Annotated in this window: 23 protein-coding genes and 2 pseudogenes; 17 read left to right on the top strand and 8 right to left on the bottom strand. The window is 63.8% G+C overall.

The genetic code is table 11. The features are described from left to right. The first annotated feature begins 121 nt into the window (after nucleotides 1–121). The 11 genes and pseudogenes from IVB18_RS06920 (at nucleotide 122) to IVB18_RS06970 (ending at nucleotide 13,547) form a co-directional block, all read left to right on the top strand. Nucleotides 122–1,984 (top strand): M3 family oligoendopeptidase, encoded by a 1,863-nt coding sequence (locus tag IVB18_RS06920; protein ID WP_247988469.1) that lies wholly within the window; start codon nucleotides 122–124, stop codon nucleotides 1,982–1,984. A gap of 316 nt (nucleotides 1,985–2,300) precedes the next feature. After that, nucleotides 2,301–5,291, top strand: a complete 2,991-nt coding sequence (locus IVB18_RS06925) for a cell division protein (protein WP_247988470.1) — start codon at nucleotides 2,301–2,303, stop codon at nucleotides 5,289–5,291. Between the two features lie 139 nt (nucleotides 5,292–5,430). Continuing rightward, nucleotides 5,431–5,583 (top strand): aa3-type cytochrome c oxidase subunit IV, encoded by a 153-nt coding sequence (locus IVB18_RS06930; protein ID WP_008546229.1) that lies wholly within the window; start codon nucleotides 5,431–5,433, stop codon nucleotides 5,581–5,583. Between the two features lie 134 nt (nucleotides 5,584–5,717). Next, nucleotides 5,718–6,845, top strand: coding sequence for a Re/Si-specific NAD(P)(+) transhydrogenase subunit alpha (locus IVB18_RS06935; protein ID WP_247988471.1), 1,128 nt, complete (start codon nucleotides 5,718–5,720; stop codon nucleotides 6,843–6,845). Nucleotides 6,846–6,855: 10 nt separating this feature from the next. Next, nucleotides 6,856–7,173: a proton-translocating transhydrogenase family protein gene (locus tag IVB18_RS06940; RefSeq protein ID WP_007596278.1), complete on the top strand. Its 318-nt coding sequence runs from the start codon at nucleotides 6,856–6,858 to the stop codon at nucleotides 7,171–7,173. A 42-nt stretch (nucleotides 7,174–7,215) separates the two neighbouring features. Then, complete coding sequence (locus IVB18_RS06945) at nucleotides 7,216–8,613, top strand: NAD(P)(+) transhydrogenase (Re/Si-specific) subunit beta (protein ID WP_247988472.1); 1,398 nt, start codon at nucleotides 7,216–7,218, stop codon at nucleotides 8,611–8,613. 169 nt (nucleotides 8,614–8,782) lie between these two features. Beyond that, a pseudogene (locus tag IVB18_RS06950) lies at nucleotides 8,783–9,581 on the top strand (alpha/beta hydrolase). After that, nucleotides 9,535–11,013, top strand: coding sequence for a sodium:proton antiporter (locus tag IVB18_RS06955; RefSeq protein WP_247991575.1), 1,479 nt, complete (start codon nucleotides 9,535–9,537; stop codon nucleotides 11,011–11,013). Before IVB18_RS06950 ends, IVB18_RS06955 begins: the two are co-directional and overlap by 47 nt. Before the next feature lie 49 nt (nucleotides 11,014–11,062). After that, nucleotides 11,063–12,160: an ionic transporter y4hA gene (locus IVB18_RS06960; RefSeq protein WP_247988473.1), complete on the top strand. Its 1,098-nt coding sequence runs from the start codon at nucleotides 11,063–11,065 to the stop codon at nucleotides 12,158–12,160. A gap of 8 nt (nucleotides 12,161–12,168) precedes the next feature. Then, complete coding sequence (locus IVB18_RS06965; protein ID WP_247988474.1) at nucleotides 12,169–12,453, top strand: cupin domain-containing protein; 285 nt, start codon at nucleotides 12,169–12,171, stop codon at nucleotides 12,451–12,453. Nucleotides 12,454–12,569: 116 nt separating this feature from the next. Continuing rightward, the gene (locus IVB18_RS06970) at nucleotides 12,570–13,547 is read left to right on the top strand and encodes a hypothetical protein (protein WP_247988475.1); all 978 of its coding nucleotides are present in this window, start codon (nucleotides 12,570–12,572) and stop codon (nucleotides 13,545–13,547) included. Between the two features lie 26 nt (nucleotides 13,548–13,573). On the opposite strand, the gene IVB18_RS06975 is transcribed toward IVB18_RS06970, so the two are convergent. Then, complete coding sequence (locus IVB18_RS06975) at nucleotides 13,574–14,224, bottom strand: tetratricopeptide repeat protein (RefSeq protein WP_247988476.1); 651 nt, start codon at nucleotides 14,222–14,224, stop codon at nucleotides 13,574–13,576. Between the two features lie 123 nt (nucleotides 14,225–14,347). Further along, nucleotides 14,348–14,650, bottom strand: coding sequence for a 30S ribosomal protein S21 (gene rpsU / locus IVB18_RS06980; protein WP_247988477.1), 303 nt, complete (start codon nucleotides 14,648–14,650; stop codon nucleotides 14,348–14,350). 261 nt (nucleotides 14,651–14,911) lie between these two features. On the opposite strand from rpsU, the gene aqpZ reads away from it, so the two are divergent. Continuing rightward, a complete protein-coding gene (aqpZ, locus tag IVB18_RS06985) occupies nucleotides 14,912–15,634 on the top strand; it encodes an aquaporin Z (RefSeq protein WP_247988478.1) in 723 nt (240 codons plus the stop codon). Between the two features lie 36 nt (nucleotides 15,635–15,670). Here the strand turns inward: aqpZ and IVB18_RS06990 are convergent, their stop codons facing one another. Both IVB18_RS06990 and purE read right to left on the bottom strand, forming a co-directional pair. Then, nucleotides 15,671–16,777 carry a 5-(carboxyamino)imidazole ribonucleotide synthase gene (locus IVB18_RS06990; protein WP_247988479.1) on the bottom strand — a complete coding sequence of 369 codons (1,107 nt, stop codon included), beginning with the start codon at nucleotides 16,775–16,777 and terminating at the stop codon, nucleotides 15,671–15,673. Next, nucleotides 16,774–17,262, bottom strand: coding sequence for a 5-(carboxyamino)imidazole ribonucleotide mutase (gene purE, locus IVB18_RS06995; protein ID WP_247988480.1), 489 nt, complete (start codon nucleotides 17,260–17,262; stop codon nucleotides 16,774–16,776). The genes IVB18_RS06990 and purE overlap by 4 nt, the downstream gene beginning before the upstream one ends. 142 nt (nucleotides 17,263–17,404) lie before the next feature. Here purE and IVB18_RS07000 point away from each other — a divergent pair, with 142 nt between their 5' ends. After that, nucleotides 17,405–18,106, top strand: a complete 702-nt coding sequence (locus IVB18_RS07000) for a GGDEF domain-containing protein (protein ID WP_247988481.1) — start codon at nucleotides 17,405–17,407, stop codon at nucleotides 18,104–18,106. 2 nt (nucleotides 18,107–18,108) lie between these two features. On the opposite strand, the gene IVB18_RS07005 is transcribed toward IVB18_RS07000, so the two are convergent. The 3 genes from IVB18_RS07005 to IVB18_RS07015 form a co-directional block, all read right to left on the bottom strand. Beyond that, complete coding sequence (locus tag IVB18_RS07005) at nucleotides 18,109–18,360, bottom strand: hypothetical protein (protein WP_247988482.1); 252 nt, start codon at nucleotides 18,358–18,360, stop codon at nucleotides 18,109–18,111. Between the two features lie 22 nt (nucleotides 18,361–18,382). Further along, nucleotides 18,383–18,601 carry a hypothetical protein gene (locus tag IVB18_RS07010; RefSeq protein ID WP_247988483.1) on the bottom strand — a complete coding sequence of 73 codons (219 nt, stop codon included), beginning with the start codon at nucleotides 18,599–18,601 and terminating at the stop codon, nucleotides 18,383–18,385. Between the two features lie 150 nt (nucleotides 18,602–18,751). Further along, complete coding sequence (locus IVB18_RS07015) at nucleotides 18,752–18,958, bottom strand: DUF465 domain-containing protein (RefSeq protein WP_247507154.1); 207 nt, start codon at nucleotides 18,956–18,958, stop codon at nucleotides 18,752–18,754. Here IVB18_RS07015 and IVB18_RS07020 point away from each other — a divergent pair. Next, nucleotides 18,866–19,123: a hypothetical protein gene (locus tag IVB18_RS07020; protein ID WP_247988484.1), complete on the top strand. Its 258-nt coding sequence runs from the start codon at nucleotides 18,866–18,868 to the stop codon at nucleotides 19,121–19,123. The two genes, IVB18_RS07015 and IVB18_RS07020, sit on opposite strands and share 93 nt — an antisense overlap. Before the next feature lie 163 nt (nucleotides 19,124–19,286). After that, complete coding sequence (locus IVB18_RS07025; RefSeq protein ID WP_247988485.1) at nucleotides 19,287–19,472, top strand: DUF465 domain-containing protein; 186 nt, start codon at nucleotides 19,287–19,289, stop codon at nucleotides 19,470–19,472. A gap of 107 nt (nucleotides 19,473–19,579) precedes the next feature. Here IVB18_RS07025 and IVB18_RS07030 read toward each other — a convergent pair whose 3' ends face one another. Beyond that, the gene (locus tag IVB18_RS07030) at nucleotides 19,580–20,683 is read right to left on the bottom strand and encodes an NAD(P)/FAD-dependent oxidoreductase (protein WP_247988486.1); all 1,104 of its coding nucleotides are present in this window, start codon (nucleotides 20,681–20,683) and stop codon (nucleotides 19,580–19,582) included. 202 nt (nucleotides 20,684–20,885) lie between these two features. Here IVB18_RS07030 and IVB18_RS07035 point away from each other — a divergent pair, with 202 nt between their 5' ends. Both IVB18_RS07035 and IVB18_RS07040 read left to right on the top strand, forming a co-directional pair. Continuing rightward, a complete protein-coding gene (locus tag IVB18_RS07035; protein WP_247988487.1) occupies nucleotides 20,886–23,570 on the top strand; it encodes an EAL domain-containing protein in 2,685 nt (894 codons plus the stop codon). Between the two features lie 39 nt (nucleotides 23,571–23,609). After that, nucleotides 23,610–25,089, top strand: a pseudogene (locus IVB18_RS07040) (glycerol-3-phosphate dehydrogenase). Nucleotides 25,090–25,133 lie beyond the last annotated feature (44 nt).

The raw sequence follows: 25,133 nt of genomic DNA on the forward strand, positions 1-25,133 counted from the left end.
GTTCCCCGCACGCTACAACTATCTGTCTCGAATCGGGGCACTCTGGCCGAAGCCGATTAACGCACTCTTAAACCTTGATGACCGCGCCCGCCGCGATTCTTGAACACAGGTTTCCAGCACAATGACTTCGCGTCCCACATCCGCTCTCCGCAAGCCGAACACCAAAAAAACCGCCAAAGCCAAATCCTCCGCCAAGCCTGCGAGCAAGACCGCCAAGCTTCCGGAGTGGAACCTCGCCGATCTCTATTCCGGGATCGACGCGCCGGAAGTGGCGCGCGATCTCGAAAAGATGGATGCCGATTGCGTCGCGTTCGAGACGGACTACAAGGGCAAGCTCGCAACAGGAACAGCAAACGAAGATGGCGGAAAATGGCTCGCGAAGGCCGTGCGACGCTATGAGGCGATCGACGATCTCGCCGGCCGCCTCGGCTCCTACGCCGGTCTCGTCCACGCCGGCGACAGCGTTGATCCCAAGATTTCAAAGTTTTACGGCGATGTGTCAGAGCGGTTGACGGCTGCGTCCACCCATCTTCTGTTCTTCGCGCTCGAGCTCAATCGTGTCGATGACGATATTTTGACCCGCGCGATGCAGGCGCCGGAACTGGCGCACTACCGCCCCTGGATCGAGGACCTGCGCAAGGAGAAGCCGTACCAACTCGACGACAAGCTCGAGCAGCTTTTCCTGGAGAAGGCGCAGACCGGATATTCCGCCTGGAACAGGCTGTTCGACCAGACCATCTCGGGTCTTCGCTTCAAGGTCGGGTCCAAGGAGCTCGCGATTGAGCCGACGCTCAATTTCTTGCAGGACCGTGACGGCGCCAAGCGCAAGGCCGCGGCGGCGGCCCTGGCGAAAACCTTCAAGGCCAATGAGCGCACTTTTGCGCTGATCACCAATACGCTCGCCAAGGACAAGGACATCTCCGACCGCTGGCGCGGCTTCAAGGATGTCGCGGATTCCCGCCATCTGAACAACCGCGTCGAACGCGAGGTGGTGGATGCGTTGGTCGCTTCCGTGCGCGCGGCCTATCCAAAACTGTCGCATCGCTACTACGCGCTGAAGGCGCGCTGGTTCAAGAAGAAGCGGCTCACCTATTGGGATCGCAACGCGCCGCTGCCCTTTGCCGCGACCGACACCATCGCCTGGCCCGAGGCGCGGCACATGGTGCTATCAGCCTATCGCGGCTTCTCGCCCGATATGGCTGATATCGCCGAGCGCTTCTTCACCGACCGCTGGATCGATGCGCCGGTGCGTCCGGGCAAGGCACCGGGCGCCTTCTCGCATCCGACCACACCGTCGGCGCATCCTTACGTGCTGATGAATTACCAGGGCAAGCCGCGCGACGTGATGACGCTCGCCCACGAGCTCGGCCATGGCGTGCATCAGGTGCTGGCGGCGAAGAACGGCGCGCTGATGGCGCCGACGCCGCTGACGCTTGCGGAAACCGCGAGCGTGTTCGGTGAGATGCTGACCTTCAAGCGACTCTTGGCGCAGACCAGGAGCGCCAAGCAGCGCCAGGCGCTGCTCGCCGGCAAGGTCGAGGACATGATCAACACCGTGGTCCGGCAGATCGCGTTCTATTCGTTCGAACGTGCGGTCCACACCGAGCGCAAGAACGGCGAGCTCACCGCGGCGCGGCTTGGCGAGATCTGGCTCTCGGTACAGGGCGAGAGCCTCGGGCCGGCGATCGAGATCAAGGCGGGCTACGAGAACTACTGGATGTACATCCCGCACTTCATCCACTCGCCGTTCTATGTCTATGCCTATGCCTTCGGTGATTGTCTCGTGAACTCGCTCTATGCAGTCTACGAGAACGCGGCCGAAGGCTTTGCCGAACGCTATCTCGACATGCTTGCCGCCGGCGGCACCAAGCATTATTCCGAGCTGCTGCGGCCATTTGGGCTCGATGCCAAGGATCCAAAATTCTGGGACGGCGGCTTGAGCGTCATCGCCGGCATGATCGACGAGCTCGAGGCGATGGGCTGAAGCGGCGGAGCGCGTTCCTCGGAACGCGGCTGTGGCCTGACGTTCGCGAGACCGGCTGCTCAACAGAGCTGCGCCGGATAGAACCGGAAGCAGCGAGCCTTGACGAATTTGCGCCGAGCTGGGGCGTTGCAAACATTTTGCAGCGCTGCCGTGAGTTCCAGGCCGCTCCACTCTCCCTAGCGACCCCGATCGGTCTTGATATTTGCTACGTGGGATTGAACGTTCGCGAGGCCGGCAAGACTAACTTTGATATACCGCGGATAGAACTTTCAACTATTGATTGTGGATCGATCGATTTTTGCCTGGGGAGATGCCCATGCGCGATCAAGGACCCGCCGCGCCCGTTCCGGAGGCTCGAAACCCTGCAGCGGTCGATGAAGAGACCCCCTGGTGCGAGAAGCACCATCAAATCGTCCGCGATGAAATCGCGGCAATCAACACGCGGCGTGAGCCGGAACGGCGCCTCGATTCCGACGCCCTGGAACGTTGCCAGTTGCTCGACGTCGTCGGGCTCGCGTTGTCCGGCGGCGGCATCCGCTCGTCGGCCCTTTGCCTCGGTGCGCTACAGGCCTTGAACCACCACAACCTGATTGGGCGGATCGATTATCTCTCCACGGTGTCGGGTGGCGGCTATATCGGCACTTCGCTCAGCGCGAGCATGACGGCGGCAGGGCGGTTTGTATTCGGTGAAAGGCCGGTCGCCGGTACTGCCACCGCCGCCGAGATCAGCGACACGCCTTCGGTCGGGCATCTCCGCAACTATTCCAACTATCTGATCCCCGCCGGTGCACGCGATCTTCTGACCGGAATTGCGATTGTCGTGCGCGGCCTGGTCGCCAATATCGGGCTGACGCTGCCCATCGTGCTGCTGCTCGCCGCCGTCACCATTTGGTCGACGCCTCTGCGCAGTTGCCTGACTGTTGCGAACGTCTTTGGTATCGGCCTCAACGATCGCAAATTGTGCGAATTGCATGATTTCAGCAGCATCGATCGTTACGGCTTCAGCACCTTTGGCGCGGCCGCGGCGCTGGTGCTGCTTCTCTGCAGCGGGCTCACCTATCTGAGCTCCCGCTCCATTCGCGGCAACGGCCCCAGCGTCGTGTGCGCCTACCTTGCCGGAATAGCGTTGCTGCTCGGCGTCGCCTGCGACTTTGCACGGTTTCTCAAGGTTCAGCACTTTGCGCTGACCCTGGCAATCGCCATCATCGGGGTCGTCCTGTTTTTCGGGTGGGCTCTCAAGCAGTCATTCGCGAGTCCGGGAAAGCGCCAAGAGTTTCGCTCGCATTGGCCGAGCATGGGGGCGACCTTTCTGGTGTTGCTGGCCGCAATCGCCTTCTTCGAATTTCAGCCCTTCATGCTGGAGCAGATGTTTGATGTTGCCGAGAGCAACGCAATCGGTGGACCGGCTGCCGCAGTTGCGATCACCTGGATCAAGTCGCTCGCGGCAGTCGCTACGCCAATCGGCGTCTTCGTCACCGCATTCAGGCAGCAGTTCGCTGAACTGTTGAAGGGCAACAGCGTATCTTCGCAATGGGGATCGCTGGTGCTCGCGGTCGTCGCCAAGGTAGCGCTGTGGATTGCGGGCCTCGCACTTCCGCTCATCATCTGGGTCGCATACCTGTATCTGTCGTATTGGGGCATCGCCAACGACTTGTTCGAGAGGTGCCCGTCGGCTCTGGGGGCCACTTCCCAACGAGAGTGCCTGGTCAACGCCAAATCGAACACGCCGTCCGGGAATTTGGCAGGCAAGATCCAGTTCGATGCCAGCAAGGGTACCCTGTCAGCCGAGATTACGCCGAAGGCCGCGCCGCCGGTCATGGCCGATACCGAGCGGTTGACACCCACTTGGCATGCCCCCGCATGGCTTGAATTCCTGGCCCAGAAAGCGGGACATGTGGTTCAGGCCCGCATTCCCAGTCTGTTCCAGGGCGCGGCTTCGGAACTCAGCTATTCGTTCAGTCTTCCGATGGTAATCCTCTACACGTTTGCCGGCATCCTGTTGTTCGCCATCTCGTTCTGCCTGACGCCGAATGCGAACTCGCTGCATCGGCTCTATCGCGATCGCCTGAGCAAGGCTTTCCTGTTCGATCCGACACGTTCGGCCGACGGCGGCATCGCGCGGGCCGAAGCCAGCCTCGATCAGGGGCGTGATTTCAGGACGCTCGATCGCATGAAGCTGACTGATCTCTACGCCCCTCCGGTCGAGGCGGCCCGTATTCCGGGGCAGCCCGCAACGCCGAGGTTGCGCGGGCCCTATCAACTCATCAATACGGCGCTGAATATTCAAGGCTCGGACTTTGCCAACCGGCGTGGCCGCAACGCGGACTTCTTCATGTTCTCCGCCCTGAACGTCGGTAGCGAGGCGACGGGCTATGCGCCCACCGGCTTGGTGCAGGACGACGAGCAAAGTCTCGACCTTGCGACGGCAATGGCGATTTCCGGAGCCGCGGCTTCCTCGAACATGGGCTCGAACTCGATCAAGGCGCTGACACCCACGCTCGCGCTTCTCAACGTACGGCTTGGCTACTGGCTGAAGAACCCGCGTTACGTCGATGCGCGCGTGCGGCCGCAGCGCCGCTCCACACCGCTTTATTTCTGGTCCGAAATCTCGGGGCGTCTGTATGAGAATAGCGACAGTGTCTACCTGACGGACGGTGGTCACATCGAAAATCTTGGCGTCTACGAGTTGTTGCGCCGCCGCTGCAAGGTGATCATCGCGGTGGATGCGGAAGCCGATGCGCCGATGAATTTCGGCTCCCTGATGACGTTGCAGCGCTACGCCCGCATTGATCTCGGCGTCCGGATCGACTTGCCTTGGACGCCGATTCGCGAACGCACACGCGCGCTGATGGCGCGCAATGCCGACAAGACTGGCGATCCGTCGTCTCCTCCCGATGCGGACGATGACGCTCCGCAAGACCACGTTCACGTCGCAATCGGCATCATCGATTATGGGGGAGAGGAGAAGGGCTATCTCGTCTATGTCAAATCTTCGCTCACCAGCGATGAGAACGACTATATCCGGGACTACGCGCGGCGAAATGATCGCTTCCCGCACGAGACCACGGGTGATCAGTTCTTCTCCGAAGAGCAGTTCGAGGTCTACCGCGCGCTCGGCTTCCATATGATTCACGGCTTCCTGTCCGGCGACCATCCGGTGGCGGTCGGGTGCGGCGTCCGTCCGCGTACGGCCCGATTTACCGACGGCGGCGAGCCGGCGATCGACGCCGTACGTGAGGCGCTGGGCCTCCCGGTGCTCCAGCGACGGACCGCGAGCGTCACGGCCACGATGATCGATCAGGGCTGAGCGACGAGAGAGCCGGATCCCCGCCAATCGGAATTCCAAATGACCTGATTTGCGGGAAAACCGCTCCTCCGTGCCGTTGCCCTGCCCGGCGGTTTGGGGTATTGCCAGCCGGGAATTCGACTTTCGACTGGGGACATCCATGGCTGACCATAGCGAAGTGGCGTACACCACCGCCGACGGCAACGACTACGTTGCGCACGAGCAGACCTATGAGGGCTTCATCAAGCTGGTGAAGTACGGCACGGTCTCGGTCGCGCTCATCGTGATCCTGATGGCCATCTTCCTGACCTGATCCATCGCGGCCGCACCGACAGCGCCGTCGGTGCCCATAATATTTGCATCCAAGCCGGTTCCAAAACCGGTATCCAACGTTGCGGGAGTAACGCTAAGTTCGCGTGCGCGCTTTCCCGCGTCGCCGGAGGCCCCATGAAGATTGCCGTTGCCAAGGAAATCGATCCATCCGAGCCGAGGGTCGCCGTTTCGCCTGATACGGTGAAGAAGTTCAAGGCGCTCGGCGTCGAGATCGCCGTCGAACCGGGGGCCGGCGTCAAGTCGGGCCTGCCGGATTCCGAATTCACCGCAGTCGGCGCCACCGTGAGCGCGGATGCGTTGAAGGATGCCGACATCATCATCAAGGTGAAGCGGCCCGAAGCCTCCGAACTGGCGCAATACAGGCGCGGCGCGCTCGTCATCGCCATCATGGATCCCTACGGCAACGATGCCGCGCTGAAGGCGATGGCCGATGCCGGCATCTCGGCCTTCGCGATGGAATTGATGCCGCGCATCACGCGCGCGCAGGTGATGGACGTGCTGTCGTCGCAGGCCAACCTCGCCGGCTACCGCGCCGTGATCGAGGGCGCCGAAGCTTTTGGCCGCGCCTTCCCGATGATGATGACCGCGGCGGGCACCATTCCGGCGGCAAAGGTGTTCGTGATGGGCGTTGGCGTGGCCGGCTTGCAGGCGATCGCTACCGCGCGCCGTCTTGGCGCCGTCGTCACCGCGACTGACGTGCGGCCCGCCACCAAGGAGCAGGTGGAATCGCTTGGTGCCAAGTTCCTCGCGGTTGAGGACGAGGAGTTCAAGAACGCGCAGACTGCCGGCGGCTACGCCAAGGAAATGTCCAAGGAGTACCAGGCCAAGCAGGCTGCGCTCACCGCCGAGCACATCAAGAAGCAGGACATCGTGATCACGACCGCGCTGATCCCGGGCCGGCCGGCGCCGAAGCTGGTCTCGGCCGAGATGGTCAAGTCGATGAAGCCCGGTTCGGTGCTGGTCGATCTCGCGGTCGAGCGCGGCGGCAATGTCGAGGGTGCGAGGCCGGGCGAGGTCGCCGAGGTCGATGGCATCAAGATCGTCGGCTACACCAATGTCGCCGGCCGCGTCGCGGCGTCGGCTTCCAGTCTCTACGCGCGCAACCTGTTCAATTTCATCGAGACCATGATCGACAAGGGTAGCAAGGCCCTTGCCGTGAATTGGGACGACGAACTCGTGAAGGCGACCGCGCTCACCAGGGACGGCGCCGTCATTCACCCGAATTTCCAGCCGAAAGCTTAGGAGAGCCGCCATGGAGCATATTGCACAGGTCGTCGACCCCTTCGTCTTCCGGCTGTCGATTTTCGTTCTCGCCGTCTTCGTCGGCTATTTCGTGGTGTGGTCGGTGACCCCCGCGCTGCACACGCCGCTGATGAGCGTCACCAACGCGATCTCCTCGGTGATCGTGGTCGGCGCGCTGCTCGCGGTCGGCGTCGGCATGATATCGAGCGGCTCGGGCTGGGCGCGCGGCTTCGGCTTCATCGCGCTGATCTTTGCCTGCGTAAATATCTTTGGCGGCTTCCTTGTCACCCAGCGCATGCTGGCGATGTACAAGAAGAAGGTGAAGTGAGCGGCGTGCACCTCGGGGTGACGAAGACAAAGGGGACCTGAGATGAACGCCAATCTGGCTGCAGTTCTGTATCTCGTGGCGGGTGTGCTGTTCATCCTGTCACTGCGCGGGCTGTCCAGCCCCGCCTCATCCCGGCAGGGCAATTTCTTCGGCATGATCGGCATGGCGATCGCGGTCGCGACCACGCTGGCCAGCCATCCGCCGGCGGACGGCCTCGCCTGGATCCTCGTGATCCTTGGCATCGCCATCGGCGGCAGCGTCGGCGCCGTGATTGCGCGCCGGGTGCCGATGACCTCGATGCCGGAGCTGGTCGCCGCCTTCCACTCGCTGGTCGGCATGGCCGCGGTGCTGGTCGCCGCCGGCGCGTTCTACGCGCCTGAGGCCTTCGACATCGGCTCGCCCGGCAACATCCATCCGCAGAGCCTGGTCGAGATGTCGCTCGGCGTCGCCATCGGCGCGCTGACGTTTACCGGTTCGGTGATCGCGTTCCTGAAGCTGTCCGCACGCATGAGCGGCGCGCCGATCATCCTGCCGTTCCGCCACGTCATCAACATCGTGCTGGCGCTGGCGCTGGTGTTCTTCATCGTCGGCCTCGTGCTGTCCGGCAGCGCGCTCGACTTCTGGCTGATCGTCATCATCGCGCTGACGCTCGGCGTGCTCATGATCATCCCGATCGGCGGCGCCGACATGCCGGTCGTGATCTCGATGCTCAACTCCTATTCGGGTTGGGCGGCTGCCGGCATCGGCTTCACGCTCGGTAACTCCGCACTGATCATCACCGGCGCGCTGGTTGGCTCCTCGGGCGCGATCCTGTCCTACATCATGTGCCACGCGATGAACCGGTCCTTCATCTCGGTCATCCTCGGCGGCTTCGGCGGCGAGACCGCCGCGGCCGGCGGCGCGACGGGCGAGCAGAAGCCGGCCAAGCTCGGCTCGGCGGACGATGCCGCCTTCATCATGAAGAATGCCTCCAAGGTCATCATCGTGCCCGGCTACGGCATGGCGGTGGCGCAGGCCCAGCACGCGCTGCGCGAGATGGGCGACATCCTGAAGAAGGAGGGCGTCGAGGTGAAGTACGCGATCCACCCGGTCGCGGGCCGCATGCCCGGCCACATGAACGTGCTGCTGGCGGAGGCCAACGTGCCCTATGACGAGGTGTTCGAGCTCGAGGACATCAACTCCGAATTCGCGCAGGCCGACATCGCCTTCGTGATCGGCGCCAACGACGTCACCAATCCGGCCGCCGAAGAGGACAAGACCTCGCCGATCTACGGCATGCCGGTGCTTCAGGTCTGGAAGGCCGGCACCGTGATGTTCATCAAGCGCTCGCTCGCCTCGGGCTATGCCGGCATCGACAATCCGCTGTTCTATCGCGACAACACCATGATGCTGCTTGGCGACGCCAAGAAGGTCACCGAGAGCATCGTCAAGGCGATGTAGGAGCCGAGGCAAGCGGACCCGGGCCTCAACAAGGAGCGGCACAGGTCCTATCTCATGCCGCCCATGCGGCGGCGTGCGGCTGCCGCGAAATTCAGCGAGCATCCGGCTCGATGTCATGAAATTGCTGCGGAGCCGTCGCAAGTCCTAGGATGGGGCCGGCAGCGCAGTCATGACATTCGTGAAATGGATCGCCATCCTGCTCGTGACCGTCTATTTCGTCGGTCTCGTCGTGCTGTATGTCCGTCAGCGCGAGATGCTGTTTCCGATTCCGCCGGTCGGTCGCACGGCACCGGATGCCGCTGGTCTTCCCGAAGCGGAAGAGCACGTCCTGACCACGTCCGACGGCGAGAAGGTCATCATCTGGCACGTGCCGGCCAAGCCGGGCCGATCCTTAATCCTGTATTTCCCCGGCAACGGTGATCACCTCGCCGGCCCCGTCAGCCGCTTCAAGGCCATCACGGCCGATGGCACCGGCCTGGTCGCGTTGTCCTATCGCGGCTATGCCGGCTCGAGCGGCGCACCGAGCGAGCAGGGGCTGCTGCGCGATGCTGCCGCTGCTTACGCTTTCACGAGCGCGCGCTATGCGGCGGAACGAATCGTCCTCTGGGGCTTTTCGCTCGGGACCGGCGTGGCGGTCGCAGTCGCATCCGAGCATCCAGCGGGAAAATTGATCCTGGAAGCGCCATACACGTCGACAGTCGAGGTCGCCGCCTCGCTCTACCGGTTCGCTCCGGTCCGCCTGCTGATGCGTGATCAATTCCGTTCCGACGAGCGGATCGTGCGCGTCACGGTGCCGCTGCTGGTGATGCACGGCACCAATGAATCTTGCCATTTCCATCGTCTTCGGAGAGCGTCTGTTCGCGCTCGCGCATGAGCCGAAACAGTTCGTTCGGTTTCCCGGTGGCGGACACGACGATCTTGATTCCTTCGGTGCGATCGAAACGGCGAGGCGGTTCATTGCGTCATAGGCAGCCCGGTACAAGGCGCGCGGTCTGGCTTATCGCCTTGAACCTCGCGCTCCTGCCGCAGGATGCGCTCGCTGCAACCGGGCTCGACGGTGCCGCCATGCGCTGGCCCTATGCGCTGCCGTTTGCCGGCCTCTTGCTGTCGATCGCGCTCGGGCCGCTGCTGCTTCCGAAGTTCTGGCATCATCATTACGGCAAGATCGCTGCGGCCTGGTCGGCATTGGCGCTGGCGCCGATTGCCTGGCAGGCCGGGGTCGTGGCGATGCTGGCGGCCTTGGTCCACGCCATGTTGGCCGAGTATTTCAGTTTCATCGTTCTGCTGTTCGCGCTCTATGTCGTGGCCGGGGGCATTTTGGTCAGCGGCGACCTCAAGGGCACGCCATGGACCAACACCTGCATCATAGCCCTTGGCACGCTGATGGCGAGCATCGTCGGCACCACCGGCGCTGCGATGATCCTGATCCGTCCCTTGATCCGTGCCAATCTGGCGCGGCGCCACAATGCCCATGTCGTGATCTTCTTCATCATCCTGGTCGCCAATGTCGGCGGTGCACTAAGCCCGCTCGGTGATCCCCCGCTCTTTGTCGGTTTCCTGCACGGTGTCGATTTCTTCTGGACCACCCGGCACATCTGGCTGCAAACGGCGATCGTGGCCGGGCTGTTGCTCGCGATCTTCGTCGTGGTTGACGTCTGGCGTTTCCACAAGGAGCCGCCATTCAGCGGGGCGGGACCGGCGCAGCCGGTCCGGATCCGCGGCCTCGTCAACCTGTTGCTGATCGCGGCCATCGTTGCGAGCCTGCTGGTATCGGCGATGTGGCGGCCCGGCATTGCGTTCGACGTTTTCGGAACGAAACTGGAGTTGGAGAGCATCGTACGCAATTTGGTGCTGCTGGTGATTGCAGCCCTGTCGGTGTGGCTGACGCCGGACGAGCACAGACAGGCCAATGGCTTCACCTGGGAGCCGATCCGCGAAGTCGCGAAATTGTTTGCCGGCATTTTTGTCGCGATTATTCCGGTCATCGCGATGCTCGACGCCGGCCAGCACGGTGCGTTTGCCTGGCTTCTGTCGGCGGTGACGGCGCCGGACGGGACGCCGCGCGAAGTCGCTTATTTCTGGTTCACGGGATTGATGTCCGCGTTTCTCGACAACGCGCCGACCTATCTGTTGTTCTTCGAACTCGCCGGCGGCGATCCGCATCTCCTCATGGGCGAGCTTGCGGGCACGCTTGCATCCATCTCCATGGGCGCGGTCTACATGGGCGCTCTAACTTACATCGGCAACGCGCCGAATTTCATGGTAACCAGCATCGCAAACGAGAGCGGCATCGCGATGCCAAGCTTCTTCGGCTACCTGCTGCGGGCCGGCGCCGTGCTGATTCCGCTGTTCCTGCTGCTGACCCTCCTGCCGGTCGCGCCGATCCTGCACTGGCATTGAATCTGCGGCACGAACTGTTACTGCTGTCCTGACACAATGGAACCGGTGGATGAGCGCGCATAGCCCGATGCCTCGATCGGCCTGGGTCTTTCCGGCCCTGGCGGTCCTCCTGTTCGTCGCCGTCACCGCGACGGACTACACTTTCACCCTGTCGCTGGCCGGGCTTGTCTTTGCGATCATTCTGCTCGTGATCCTGTTCGGGACGGTGTTCGCCGCCGTGCACCATGCTGAGGTGATCGCGGAGCGGGTCGGCGAACCCTACGGGACGTTGGTGTTGACGCTCTCGGTGACCATCATCGAAGTGGCGCTGATCACCACGATCATGCTCGGCGACAAGCCCGCGCCGGCGCTCGCGCGCGACACTGTGTTTGCCGTCGTGATGATCGTCTGCAACGGGCTGGTCGGGCTCTGCATCTTCATCGGTGGCCTCCGCTACCGCGAGCAAGGTTTTCAGCTGTCCGGCGCCAACGTCTATCTCAGCGTGCTGTTCGCGCTGGCGACGATTACGCTGATCATGCCCAACTACACCACTACCACGCCCGGCCCGGTCTATTCGACGATCCAGCTTGGCTTCGTCGACGTGGTCACGCTCGCGCTCTACGCGGTGTTCCTCTACACGCAGACCGTCTTGCACAAGGACTACTTCGTCCATGAAAGGGCGGACGGCGAGGGCGGACAGACCCATCTCGCGGGCGGGATGTTCGTGCTCAGCGTCGTGCTGCTGCTGGTCTCGCTGCTCGCTGTGGTGCTGCTGGCCAAGAAATTCTCGCTGGTGGTCGACGCGGTCGGCGCCAAGATCGGCGCGCCGCCTGCCTTTGCCGGCCTCCTGGTGGCGCTCCTGATCCTGCTGCCCGAGGGCGTTGCCGCGATTTCGGCGGCCCGCAAGAACGACCTCCAGAAGAGCATCAACCTCGCGCTCGGCTCGTCGCTGGCGACCATCGGGTTGACGATCCCGGCCGTTGGCGTTGCCACCTACGCGCTCGACAAGGAGCTCGAGCTTGGCCTCAACCACCAGGGGATCGTCTTGCTGTCGCTGACCTTCTTGCTGAGCATGCTGACCTTCGGCACCGGCAGGACAAATGTCCTGTTCGGACTGGTGCATATGGTGGTATTTGCCGTCTACGTGTTCATGGTGTTCGTGCCCTAGGAGAGACGATGCTTGCCGCCAAATCCGAGGTTCAGGTCGACAACGAGGAGGTCCGGGTGACCGAGTGGCGGCTCGTCCCGGGCAGCGCGACCGGGCATCACACCCACGGGATGGATTACGTGATTGTTCCCGTCGTCGCCGGCGAAATGACCATCGTGGCGCCCAATGGCGAGCGCTCCAAGGCGCAACTTGCGGCCGGAAAATCCTACTTCCGCAAGGCGGGGGTGGAACATGACGTACTTAACGAAACTTCAACGGAGATCGTGTTCCTTGAGATCGAGCTGAAGCCGTAGTGAAGCCTTAGGTGAAGCCTTGGGCTTACGTTACCGATTGCCATCGATCCGTCGCAGTTGATCCCTTACTATGCCTCAAAGTTCCCGCATCAGATCGTGCGGGGAGTGGCCGAGAAATGCTGAAATACATCGCTAAAATCTCGATGGATGTCTTCCCCTCCGTGCTCGCGACGATCATCGGGGCGTACATCGTTAATCATTACATCAATGCCAAGCCGGCGGCGGATGCGCCGGCGGCCATGGTGGCGCCTGCCCAGGCCGGCAAGAACGGCAAGCCCGCCGACGTGGCCAACCTCCCGGCGCCCGGCGTCAAGGCCAAGGGCATTTCCGAGAAGAGCGTGACGGACAAGGCAGCTGCCGACAAGCCCGTCGATCATCCGGCCGCCGAGGCCAAAGCTGCGGACTCCAAGGCTGCGGACTCCAAGGCTACAGACTCCAAGGCTACAGATTCCAAGGCTGCGGACGTGGCGCCGGCCGAGACCGCGCCGGCCGCCCCGCGCGGCCGATCGTCGGCGCGTGAGAAGGCGGTCGCCAAGTCCGCACCGACCGTCACCGCTCCCGCGACCGCCGCTCCATTGGTCGAGGCCAATTCGGCGCCGGCTGCTGCCTCTCAGGCCGCAACCCCCGACCCCAACGATCTCGTGCGTGCCGCGATCGAGCGTTTGCGCAAGTCGCCTGACAGCAAGTCTTCCGAGATCAAGTCTTCCGAGCCCAAATCGGCCGAGAAACCGCCTGAGCCTGCGGCTCAGGAGGCCGCCCGCGCACCGGAAGCGGCCCCGCGGATCGTGCCGTCGGCTGTGCGCCCGCTGCCGCCGCCGATCACGGTGTCGACGCCCACCGAGACCGAAACCTATGGCAACGGATCGTCGTCGCCGACGAACCCGCCCTACACGGCCTCGGTCGGCAACGGCGATGCCAACCGGCTGACGCCGCCGGCTGATATCCCCGTTCCGATGATCGCGCCCCCGCTCGACCTGCGCGCCGACGCAGGCGGCCCGATGCCGCGGCCCAAGACCAATGTCGCCGACGAGATGTTGTCCGGCGTCAAGTCGATGTTCCACGCCGTTCTGCCGAAGAGCGTCACCCCGGATTAAGAAAGCGCCTGCTTGCGCTCGACCTGTCAGCCGCCGACGCGGGCAAGACCGCTGCGCGCGGCGTCGTCGCGCGGGCGAAGCGACACTGCCTTGGTGTAGGACGCCGCCGCCTTGGCCTTGTCGCCGAGCCGCTCATAGGCCTGCCCCCGCGTCGTCCAGACCTGGGCATTGTGCGGATCGGCCTCGGAGGCCTCATCGAGATCGGCGGCGGCTTCCTTGATCTTGCCGACGGCGAGATAACTGATGGCGCGGCCGAGCAGAGGCTCGACCTTCTGCGGGTTGAGCCCATTCGCTGCGCCGAAATCGGCGATCGCAAAATCGTGCTCGTTGTTATTCTGGTAGATCAGGGCGCGGGCATAGAGCGCCTGCGCATTGTAGGGATCGAGCGCGACCGCGCGATTGAACTCGTCGAGCGCTGCCGCCGTCTCCCCTGACTTTGCCAGGGCTTGGGCCTTTGCCGTGTGGCCCTGGGCTTCGGTGACATTGCCGGCGCTGATCGCGCTGTTGTCGGCGGCAGCCGCCCTGGGGGCTTCCTGCGGCTTTTCCTTCTCCGGCATCAGCGATCCCAGATCGAAGGAGCAACCGGACAGTGCGATCCCCACCAGAGCCAACGCGAGCGGCTGCTGCCAGATATGGCGTAACCGCGCCAAGCTGTGCTCGGGGAAAGGGGAGGCCATCTACGGTTCGCTCGCGCTGGTGCCGCATCGGTGATGCCCCGTCCCAGAAAGGCACCATGCAAAACAATAACGCGGGCCAAGGGCCCGCGTCATCGAAAACTCAGTCTTGCAAATTCGGCAAAATCAGCGGGGTCCGCGCGGACCGGCACCCGGGCCGCTACGGCCACCGGCGCCACGATCACCACCGGGACCTGCGCCGAACACCGGCTTCGGCTTCATCGGCAGCAAGCCTTCACGCTGGAGCTTCTTGCGGGCCAGCTTGCGCGCGCGGCGCACGGCTTCGGCCTTTTCGCGGGCCTTCTTCTCGGAGGGCTTTTCGTAGTGACCGCGGAGCTTCATCTCGCGGAAAATACCCTCGCGCTGCATCTTCTTCTTCAGCGCCTTGAGGGCTTGGTCGACATTATTATCGCGAACGAGAACCTGCACGCGGCATCCTCTTTGGTGGATCGGATTTGAATTCTGATAAGTCTAAGGGGATGGCAAAGCACAAGCCCTTAACCTTGAGCGCGCGGATGTATCAGACAAAACCTGACATGTCCACCTGCGAAGCGGCTTATCGGGCCAAGTTACGCCATTAAATGGGGCGAAAATTCCGCCTTGCGGTCGCATTTGGGGTGATTTGGTGCCAAAAGGCGGGCCGTTTTCCGGAGGTTGATCCGGAAATCTGGAAATCAGGGGAGACGCTACATGGACATGAAAAAATATGCCGCCGAGGCTATTGGCACGTTCTGGCTCACATTCGCGGGCTGCGGCAGCGCGGTGATCGCGGCGGGCTTTCCGCAGGTCGGCATCGGCCTGGTCGGCGTGTCTCTCGCGTTCGGCTTGAGCGTGGTCACCATGGCCTATGCGATCGGCCATATCTCGGGCTGCCATCTCAACCCGGCGGTCACCGTCGGCCTTGCCGCAGGCGGACGCTTTCCGGCCGGGCAGATCCTGCCCTATGTGATTGCACAGGTGGCCGGCGCGATCGTGGCCGCCTGGCTTCTCTATGTCATCGCGAGCGGGGCCCCCGGATTCGATGTCACCAAGGGCTTTGCGTCCAACGGCTATGATGCGCATTCGCCTGGCCAATACAGCATGATCGTGTGCTTCATCACCGAGGTGGTGATGACCATGATGTTCCTGTTCATCATCATGGGCTCGACCCACGGCCGCGCGCCCGCGGGCTTCGCGCCGCTCGCGATCGGGCTTGCGCTGGTGATGATCCATCTCGTCAGTATCCCCGTCACCAATACGTCGGTGAACCCGGCGCGCAGCACGGGCCCCGCACTGTTCGTCGGCGGCTGGGCGCTGGCGCAGCTTTGGCTGTTCTGGGTCGCACCACTGATCTGCGGCGCGCTTGGCGGGGTGATCTATCGCTGGCTCAGCGAGGAGCCCACCGGCGTCGTCGCGGGCGCGAAGACGGCGTAATCGAAGAGCGGGATCGCGGCAGTCGCCGCGGTCCCGTTACTTGCCTGTCGCCGGCCTGACTTCGGTGACGTGGCCCATCTTACGGCCGGGGCGCGGCTCGCCCTTGCCATAGATGTGGACGGTCGCGCCGGGCACGGTCAGCCATCTCTCGTACTCGTTGATCTCGTCGCCGATCAGATTGGTCATGGTGACGACCTCGCCGTGGCGCACGGGCCTGCCGAGCGGCCAGCCGGCAATGGCACGGATGTGCTGCTCGAACTGCGAGACGGAGGCGCCGTCGAGCGTCCAGTGCCCGGAATTGTGCACGCGCGGCGCGATCTCGTTGACCAGCACCTTCGGTCCGGTGCCATTGGCGAGCACGAACATCTCGACGGCGAGCACGCCGACATAATCCAGTGCGTTTGCGATTTTACCCGCGATGCTGCGGGCTTCCTCCGCCAGTGCATCCGGAATCGGCGCGGGCGCGCGCGACACTTTCAGGATGTGGTCGCGGTGCTCGTTCTCGGTGACGTCGAAACATTCGACCTGGCCCGCGGCCGAGCGCGCGGCGATCACGGAGATCTCGCGCTCGAACGGCACGAAGGCTTCCAGGATCGCCTGCTTGGTGCCGAGGCTGGTCCAGACCTTCGCGATGTCGTCGCCGTTGCGGATGATGGCCTGGCCTTTGCCATCGTAGCCGAAGCGGCGGGTCTTCAGCACGGCGGGAAGTCCGATCCGGACGATCGCCTCGCGCAAGGAAGCGACGGAAGTGACGTCGGCGTAAGCGGCGGTGCCGACGCCGAGCCGCGTCACAAAATCCTTCTCGGCGAGCCGGTCCTGGGTGGTCTCGAGGATCTTGCGGTTGGGCAGGACCGGGCGGCGCGCGTCCAGCACCATCGCGGCCGCCGCCGGCACGTTCTCGAACTCGTAGGTGATGACGTCGACGTCGCTGGCAAACATCTCGAGTGCCTCGACATCGGCATATTCGGCGCAGGTCGCGTTCAGCACGACGTCGAAGGCCGGCGAATCCGGGTCGGGCGAGAACACCTGGCAGCGTAAGCCCAGCCGCGCCGCCGCCATCGCCAACATCCGGCCGAGTTGTCCGCCGCCGAGGATTCCGATGGTGTCGCCGGGCTTCAGCTTCACCCGTCTGGTCTCCGTCACGCCTTGTCCTCCGGGCGTTCGGCAACCGCTTCGGTCTGCGCCTTGCGCCAGGCGGCAAGGCGGTCGGACAGAGCCGGGTCGGACAGCGCCAGCACGGCGGCTGCGAGCAGCGCCGCGTTGATCGCGCCCGCCTTGCCAATGGCCAGCGTGCCGACCGGGATGCCGGCGGGCATCTGGACGATCGAATAGAGCGAATCGATGCCCTTGAGCGTCCTGGATTCGATGGGAACGCCGAAGACGGGGAGTTCCGTCAGCGCCGCAGCCATGCCGGGCAGATGTGCAGCGCCACCGGCACCGGCAATGACGACCTTGAAACCCGCCGCCTTGGCGCCCTTGGCGAAGGCAAACAATCGGTCCGGGGTTCGGTGCGCCGAGACGATGTGGGTGTCGGCGGCGACGCCGAGCGCTGCAAGCGTGTCGGCGGCATGCCGCATCGTGTCCCAGTCCGACTGGCTTCCCATGATAATGGCGATCGGCGCGGTCATGACGTCAATTGTGCTCGGGAATACAGAAACATAGGCCAGATTAACGGTTCCGGCCGGCGGATCGCAAGGCGGTGGCAAGGAGAAGGGAATGCACTATCCTGTCTTGGTGAATCCCCGCAAGCCTTCATTGAGCAGGATGCCCATGAAGAAACCAAAAAGGGCGAGCGCTGCGAAGGCCAAAAAGGGCCTAAAGACCAGCGCGAGCCGATCCAAAGCCGCACCCAAGCGTTCCGCCGGTCCGGCGCGTCGCGTGGCGTCGGCCGATGACAGTGCCAAGGCGACCATTCGCGACCTGCGGAGCAAGCTCAGCGCGGCGCTGCGGCGGGTTGCGGAACTCGAGGCGGCCGCCGACACCGATTTCCTGCTCGACATTCCGAACCGGCGCGGCTTCGAGCGCGAGCTCCGTCGCGCCATTGCCTACATGAAACGTTATCGTGCCAGCGGCGCGCTGATCGTGCTCGACGTCGATCGTCTGAAGCCGGTCAACGACTCCTTCGGCCACGCCGCCGGCGACGAGGTGCTCAAGGCGATCGCGCGGACACTGACGCAGCAGATCCGCGCTTCGGACGTGGTCGGCCGGCTCGGCGGTGACGAGTTCGCGCTGCTGTTGTGGAATCTCAGCGAGACCGATGCCAAGGCGAAGGCCGCGATCCTCGAGCAGGCGGTCGACGAGTTGTCCTTTGTCTTCCGCGGCCAGCGCGTGACTGCGGGCGCTTCCGCCGGCGTCGCGCTGCTCGGTCCGCAATCCGATGCTGCTCGTGCTCTGGAGGAGGCCGACGCCGCCATGTATGTCCGCAAGGCGCACCGGCGGCATGAGCCGCGCATCAGGCTCGTCAGCAGCTGACTTTAAAGCGCGCCGAGGTCGTCCGGCACGTTGCCGAATTTGCGCAGCAATTTGGCGTCGCCGAATTCGCCGGTCATGGGATCGCCGCTGCGGCTGAAAGCGACCGCGCCGATGTGGCCGGCACCGTGCGCCAGAATCTCGGCGCGCCGCAAGGCGGCCGCCGATGTCTGGCATTCCTCGGCCGCACCTGCGACCGGCGATCCGTCGGCATCGATCAGGAAGGGCATTGCAACGTAGTAGGTCACATCCGACATGGCGTTGCTCCGGGTGGTAAACTCAGGCGGCGCTGCTCTTGCTCCGCGTCTTGCTGCGGGAGGTCTCCGGAATGCAGCCGGCGGAAATTGCCGCCTGCAATTCCTCGAGTTCGGCTTCCAGATATTCGTTGGCCATGATCAACGCCTTGATGGTGCTGCGCAGATTGCCGTCGCACATCGCGATCGCCTGGTCGCAGGCTTGTTCATAGTGACTGTTGTCGAAGAGAACGGGTGCTGACATGCGCGTTTTTCCTGGGCGTTTGGTGGACGTTTGCTCGACGTTTTGCTCGACGTTTTCTTGGGGCGGCTGGGGTTGAAATGTTCCTATTTTGTTCTTTTCGAGTCAAGCGGATTCACATGCGGGAGAGCCCCCGCGAAACATGGCTGTGGATCAGGCGATGATGTCGGGCGTGATCTGGTCTTCGATGAATGCAATGCGGTCGCGCAACAACAGCTTGCGTTTCTTCAACCGCTGTAACCGCAATAGGTCGGGGGCAGGCGATTGATGCAGTGCATCGATCGCCGCATCGAGATCTCGGTGTTCCTGGTGCAACCGGGCGAGCTCGGTTTCGAGTTCGCGCGCATCTTCATTGGTCATGTCTGCGGTGGCCGAAAAACCGATAGGCTTGAGATTAAGGCTGTGGATGCCCTGTGGAAATTATCGTCCTTGCGCGGCGTGATCGCAAGCGATCTCGGATCGTTGCTCACGGGTTCACCGCAAGATATTTCTGGGGATCGCTACGGCGCCGCGCGGGCGCATTGATATCATGGATATTTCCAGCGTGGTTCCTTACTCACGCTTGGTTACATATGAATTTTCAAAAATGACACTGCGACGACGGATACCCCATCGACAGAACGAATCGGTGATGTACACTTGCCCGTCCGGATCGAATCCAAGGTTGCCCCTACCGAGGAGGTTTCGAATGACAATTCAGGCACATCTGGTTGAATTGGAACGGAAGCATAAAACTCTCGAAAACGAATTGCACGAAGCTCTCGTGCACCTTTCAACAGACGACCTGCGAATTGTTGAGTTGAAGCGCCGGAAGTTGATGGTCAAGGACCAGATCGAGCGATTGAGGCACAACTCGCACGAGACGCTTCACTAGTAACCCCCGTAACAGCGTAGAGTTGATCATACCCTTTCACGCAGGGATGAGGCTTTTGCGCTCATCTCTGCGTAAGGTGCGCGCCGCGCATACATGTTGCGCGAGACCTACAGTCCAGCGAACTCGGCGACGTGATCCGCGATTGCGAGCGATGACGTCAGTCCCGGCGATTCGATGCCGAACAGATTGACCAGGCCTTCGACGCCGTGATCGGGCGGGCCCTGTATCAGGAAATCCTGCGTGGCGACGGCCGGCGGCACGATCTTCGGACGAATGCCCGAGTAGCTCGGCAGCAACGCTCCATCGGGCAGCGTCGGCCAGTATTTGCGGATCGCCGGATAGAAGCGCTCGGCCCGTGAGGGATCGACCGCGTAGTCGATCGCCTCGATCCACTCGACGTCCGGGCCGAAACGCGCCTGGCCTGCCATGTCCAGCGTCAGATGAACGCCGAGCCCGCCGGGCTCGGGCACCGGATAGATCAGGTGCGAGAACGGCGCTTTGGCGCTGCAACTGAAGTAATTTCCCTTGGCGAGATAGGCCGGCGGAATCCGGTCCAGCGGCATGCCGTCGATGTGGCGCGCCACGGTCGTCGCGGAGAGGCCGGCGGCGTTGACGAGCAGGCCGCATTGCAGCGTCATTGGCGATTCGCCGCCGGCGTCGATCTCGATGACGCCGCCCGCCGCCTTGGCCCGGATCATCGGCGTGTGAAACGCAAAGGCCGCGCCCGCCGCCTCGGCCTCGCCGCGCAGCGAGAGCATGTAGGCGTGGCTGTCGATGATGCCGGTCGAAGGCGAGAGCAGCGCGGCGTCGCAGGCGAGCGCCGGCTCCAGCGCGCGCGCGGCTTCGCCCGAGACCAGCTGCATGTCGAGCACGCCATTGGCCTCGGCATGCGCCTTGATCGATTGCAGCTTCTCGGTTTCTTTCGGAGTGGTCGCGACGATCAGCTTGCCGCAATTCTTGTGGGGGATGCCGCGCTCGGCGCAGTAGCGGTAGAGCGCGTGCTTGCCGCTGACGCACATGCGCGCCATCCAGCTCCCGGCGCGGTAGTAGATGCCGGCATGGATCACCTCGCTGTTGCGTGAGGACGTGACGGTGCCGATGGCCTCGGCTTCCTCCAGCACGATCACCTCGCGGCCGGCCTGCGCCAGCTTTCGAGCCATCGCGAGCCCGACCACGCCAGCTCCGATGACGACGCAGTCGACCCTATCCATGGTTGTGCAGGATGTTCGTTGGAACTGTCGATGGCGTCGGAGCCTGGAGGCGGGCGCCAAGGCCGTTTTCCGTTAAGGAAGCATTTATCATGTCAGGGCAATTGCCGTGTTTGGCGTCACATTTTTCTGTTGCGCGTACAGGCGTTTACCCGATTCAAACCCGCGAAGCCAGACAATCCCATATTGAAATCGCGGGTGGCTGATGGCTGAGAAGAACTGGCACGTGGGCAGCACGCTTCCGATCGCTGTGCAGGCCGTCGTGTGCCTGGCCAGCGCGGTCGCGCCTGCGCGTGCCTCTTCCCTGTCCGAAAACCTTGCCCCGGCGAGCTATCTCGGCAGCCTCGATCCCAATCTGGTCTGGGAAGCCTTGATCGGAGGAATCGCCGTCTGCTCGTTCCTGGCGGCGATCGCGCTGTGGATCCAATCCGCGCTGGGCCGTGCCAAGCGGTCGCAATTGCGGCGCAGCGCCTTCATCACCTCCGCCATGAACAATCTGAACCAGGGCGTGGTGATGACCGATGGACAGCGGCGCATCATCTTCTGCAACGACCGCTATCTCGATATCTACGGCCTGTCGCGGTCGGATCTCTGGGCCGGCATGACCGGCTACGACATCCTGCGAGTGCGGCGTGAACGCGGGGTGCTCGGTGTCTCCGACGACGACTTCTACGAGAAGGCGGCAAGCCCCAACGGCCTGATCACCGAACTGCCTGACGGGCGGGCCATCCTGGTCAAATACTTCGTTCTGCCGAACGGCGGGTCAGTGGCGACCCATCTCGACGTCAGCGACCAGCGCAAGCTGTCGCGGCAGCTCGCCTCTACCAAGCAGTTTCTGGAATCGGTGCTGGACAACGTGCCGGCCTGCGTCGCCGCCAAGAGCATCGAGGACGGCCGCTACATTTTCGCCAACAGCGCCTATGAGCGCTTCTGGGGCTTCTCGCGGGACTATGCCGTCGGCAAGACTGCGCGTGAGCTGTTCGCGCCCGTCTCGGCGGCCAGCATCGAGGCGACCGACCGGGCGGCGCTTGAGGCGCCGGACGGTCAGTTCCGCAACCAGTTCGAGGTCGAGCGCGGCGCGGTCAGGCGTATGGTCGCCTCGATCCGGATCGTGGTCCGCAACGAGAGCAACCAGCCTGAATTCCTGCTGGTGGTGTTCGAGGACGTTACCGACCGGCGCTCGCTGTCGCAGGAGCTGGAGAGCACCAAGAAATTCCTCGAGCTCGTGGTCGACAACATCCCGGTGGCGCTGATCGTGGAGCAGGTCAAGGATGGCCGTTACCTGCTCGCCAATCGCAGCGCGGAAACGATCCTCAACCGCAGGCGCGAGGAAGCCACCGGCCTGACCGCCGCCGACATCTTCAACGCGAAAGAGGCGAAACTGATCGTCGCACGCGACGAGGCTGCGATCAGGAAGCGCGGATTGATCACCGAGGAGCATCCGATCTCCACCAAGGATGGCCTGCGGCTGTTCCTCACCCGCCGCGCCACCGTGCTCAACGATGCCGGCGAGCCGCAATATCTGATCAAGACGCACGAGGACGTCACCGACCGCCGGCAGACCGAGTCGCGCATGGCGCACATGGCCTATCACGACGGCCTCACCGACCTGCCGAACCGCGCCGCCTTCTTGCAGGCGCTGACCCAGATGATCGAGGCCTGCGAGGGCACCAGCGAGGAGTTCGCGGTCCTCTGCGTCGACCTCGACGGGCTGAAGGAGGTCAATGACGTCTTCGGCCATGCCTTGGGCGACAAGCTTCTGATCGAAGTGGCGCAGCGGCTCCAGGATGCCGCGCGCGGGGGTGTGGTGGCACGCCTGTCCGGCGACGAGTTCGGCCTCATCATCGACGGCAAGCAGCCGGAGGCGGGGCTCGCGCTGGCGCATCAGCTCGGCGAGGCGATGGTCCACGAATTCCACATCGACGGCCGCGTCGTCCGCGCCGGCGTCACCACCGGCATGGCGATCTTCCCGCACAATGGCGCCGACGGCGCCTCGCTGCTCGCCAATGCCGGTGCCGCGCTGTTCCGCGCCAAGCAGAAGTCGCGCGGCACGATCAGCCTCTACCAGCCGGAGATGGACCAGCAGATCCGCGACCGCCGCGTGCTGCACCAGGACCTGTCGAAGGCCATCAAGAACGGCGAGATGTCGCTCGCCTTCCAGCCGCAGGGGATCGCGCGCCACAGCGTTGCCGAGAGCGAGATCATCGGCTTCGAGGCACTGGCGCGCTGGCAGCATCCGGTTCGCGGCCAGGTCTCGCCGGCCGAATTCATTCCGATCGCGGAGGAGAGCGGTCTCATCGTCGAGATGGGCGAATGGATTTTGCGCCAGGCCTGCCGTGAGGCGGCGTCCTGGCCGAAGCCGCTCCAGATCGCGGTCAATTTGTCGCCGGCGCAGTTCATGCGCGGCGACGTGGTCGGTCTCGTTCATTCGATCCTGCTCGAGACCGGCCTTGCGCCCGGCCGGCTCGAGCTCGAAATCACCGAGGGCGTGCTGATCGAGGATTTCGACCGCGGCCTGGCGCTGTTGCGCCGGCTGAAGGCGCTCGGCGTGCGTATCTCCATGGACGATTTCGGCAGCGGCTACTCCTCGCTGAGCTATCTCCAGGCCTTCCCGTTCGACAAGATCAAGATCGACCGCGCCTTCATCACCAATCTCGGCCGCAATCCGCAATCGGCGGCGATCGTGCGCGCCGTGATCGATCTCGGCCATGGCCTCGAAATGTCGATCGTCGCCGAGGGTGTCGAGACGGTCGACCAGCTTGCCTTCCTCGCCAGGGAGGGCTGTGACGGCGTGCAGGGCTATCTGCTCGGCAAGCCCCTGCCGATCGGGCAATATGCCGGCCTCGTCGGCCGCGCCGAGACGATGGAGCTTGCGCTTCAGACCGGTTAGTGATGGGAGCGCTTCCTTTCACTCCCTCTCGACGGCTTCATGGCGGATTACGACCTTGCGATCATCGGCGGCGGCCTGAACGGCGTCAGCCTTGCGCGCGATGCCGCCGGCCGTGGCCTGCGGGTCATCCTGTTCGAGCAGGGCGATCTCGGCGGCGCCGCATCGTCGGCGACGCCGCGGCTGATTCATGGCGATCTGTCGGTGCTGGAGCGGCGCGGCTTCTGGCGGGTGCGCCGGGCGCTGGCCGAGCGCCGGATCTGGCTCAGGATCGCGCCGCATCTGGTCCGGCCGATGCGCTTCGTGATCCCCGCGCATTCCGACGAGCGCCCGCCATGGCTGCTGCGCGCCGGCCTGCTCGTCTACGACAGCCTCATGAGCCGGGGCGGCCTGCCGGGTTCGACCACTCTCGACATTACACATCATCCGGTCGGTAACGCCCTGAAACGTCCGTTCGGGATCGCCTTCGAATATTCGGATTGCGTCGTCGATGATTCCAGGCTGGTGGTGCTCACGGCGCTGGACGCCGCCGAGCGTGGCGCCGCGATCCGGACCGGGGCGCGTTGCGTGCGTGCCGACCGGAGCGATTTCTGGCGCCTCGCGGTGGTCGATCGCGGTCATCGCGGCGTGATCACGACGCGCGCACTGGCCAATGCCAGCGGCGGCTGGACCTTGATGGTCGCGGAGACGGTGCTGCGGCAGCCGGCGCCGCCGATGGCGGCCGTGCAGATGAGCCAGATCATCGTGCCCCGGCTGTTCGAGTCCGACAACGTCTACGTCTTCCAGAACAATGATGGGCGGCTGATCTTTGCAAGCCCGTTCGAACGCGACTTCACGCTGATCGGTGCGATCACGCATGCTTTCACCGGCGATCCGGCGATCGTCGCGATGTCCGGCGCTGACGTCACATATCTCTGCGAGGCGGCCAGCCGCTATTTCCGCGAGCGGGTCGCGCCGACCGACGTGGTGCGGGCGATCTCCGGCGTCAATCTGACGCCGGCACCGGCGCGACGAGGCGATGGGACAACGCTGTTCCACGCCCGCCGGCGCAAGAGCGCCGCTGATCACAATGTTCGGCGGCGACGTCACCACCTCGCGCCTGCGCGCGGAACGGGCGGTGACAAGACTGACACCATTCTATTCGATGTCGCCGCGCTGGACCGCCGGAGTTGCACTGCCCGGCGGAGATTTTGCCTGGGATCGTTTCGATACCGAGGTCGACCTCGCCCGAGACCGCTGGCGGTTTCTCTCGGAGCCGCAGGCCCAGCGGCTGGTTGCGGCCTATGGATCGCGGTTAGCGGCGGTGCTCGGCGAGGCTAAGACGCGCGATGAGCTCGGCCCCACTTTCGGTTCCGAGCTGACTGGCGCCGAGGTGCGCTATCTGATGCGCCACGAATGGGCGCGCTTCCCCGACGACATCCTGTGGCGCCGCTCCAAGCTCGGCCTGACCATCCCTCAGGCCAACCGTGACGCGCTGGCTGCGTTCATGGCGAATGTGGTCGATCCGCCTCGAACCGGTTGAGCAAAGGCCGATCGGCCGCTAGCGTGCGGCGGAATCGGGGTTGG

It is taken from the genome of Bradyrhizobium sp. 186 (assembly GCF_023101685.1).
Taxonomy (GTDB): Bacteria; Pseudomonadota; Alphaproteobacteria; order Rhizobiales; family Xanthobacteraceae; genus Bradyrhizobium.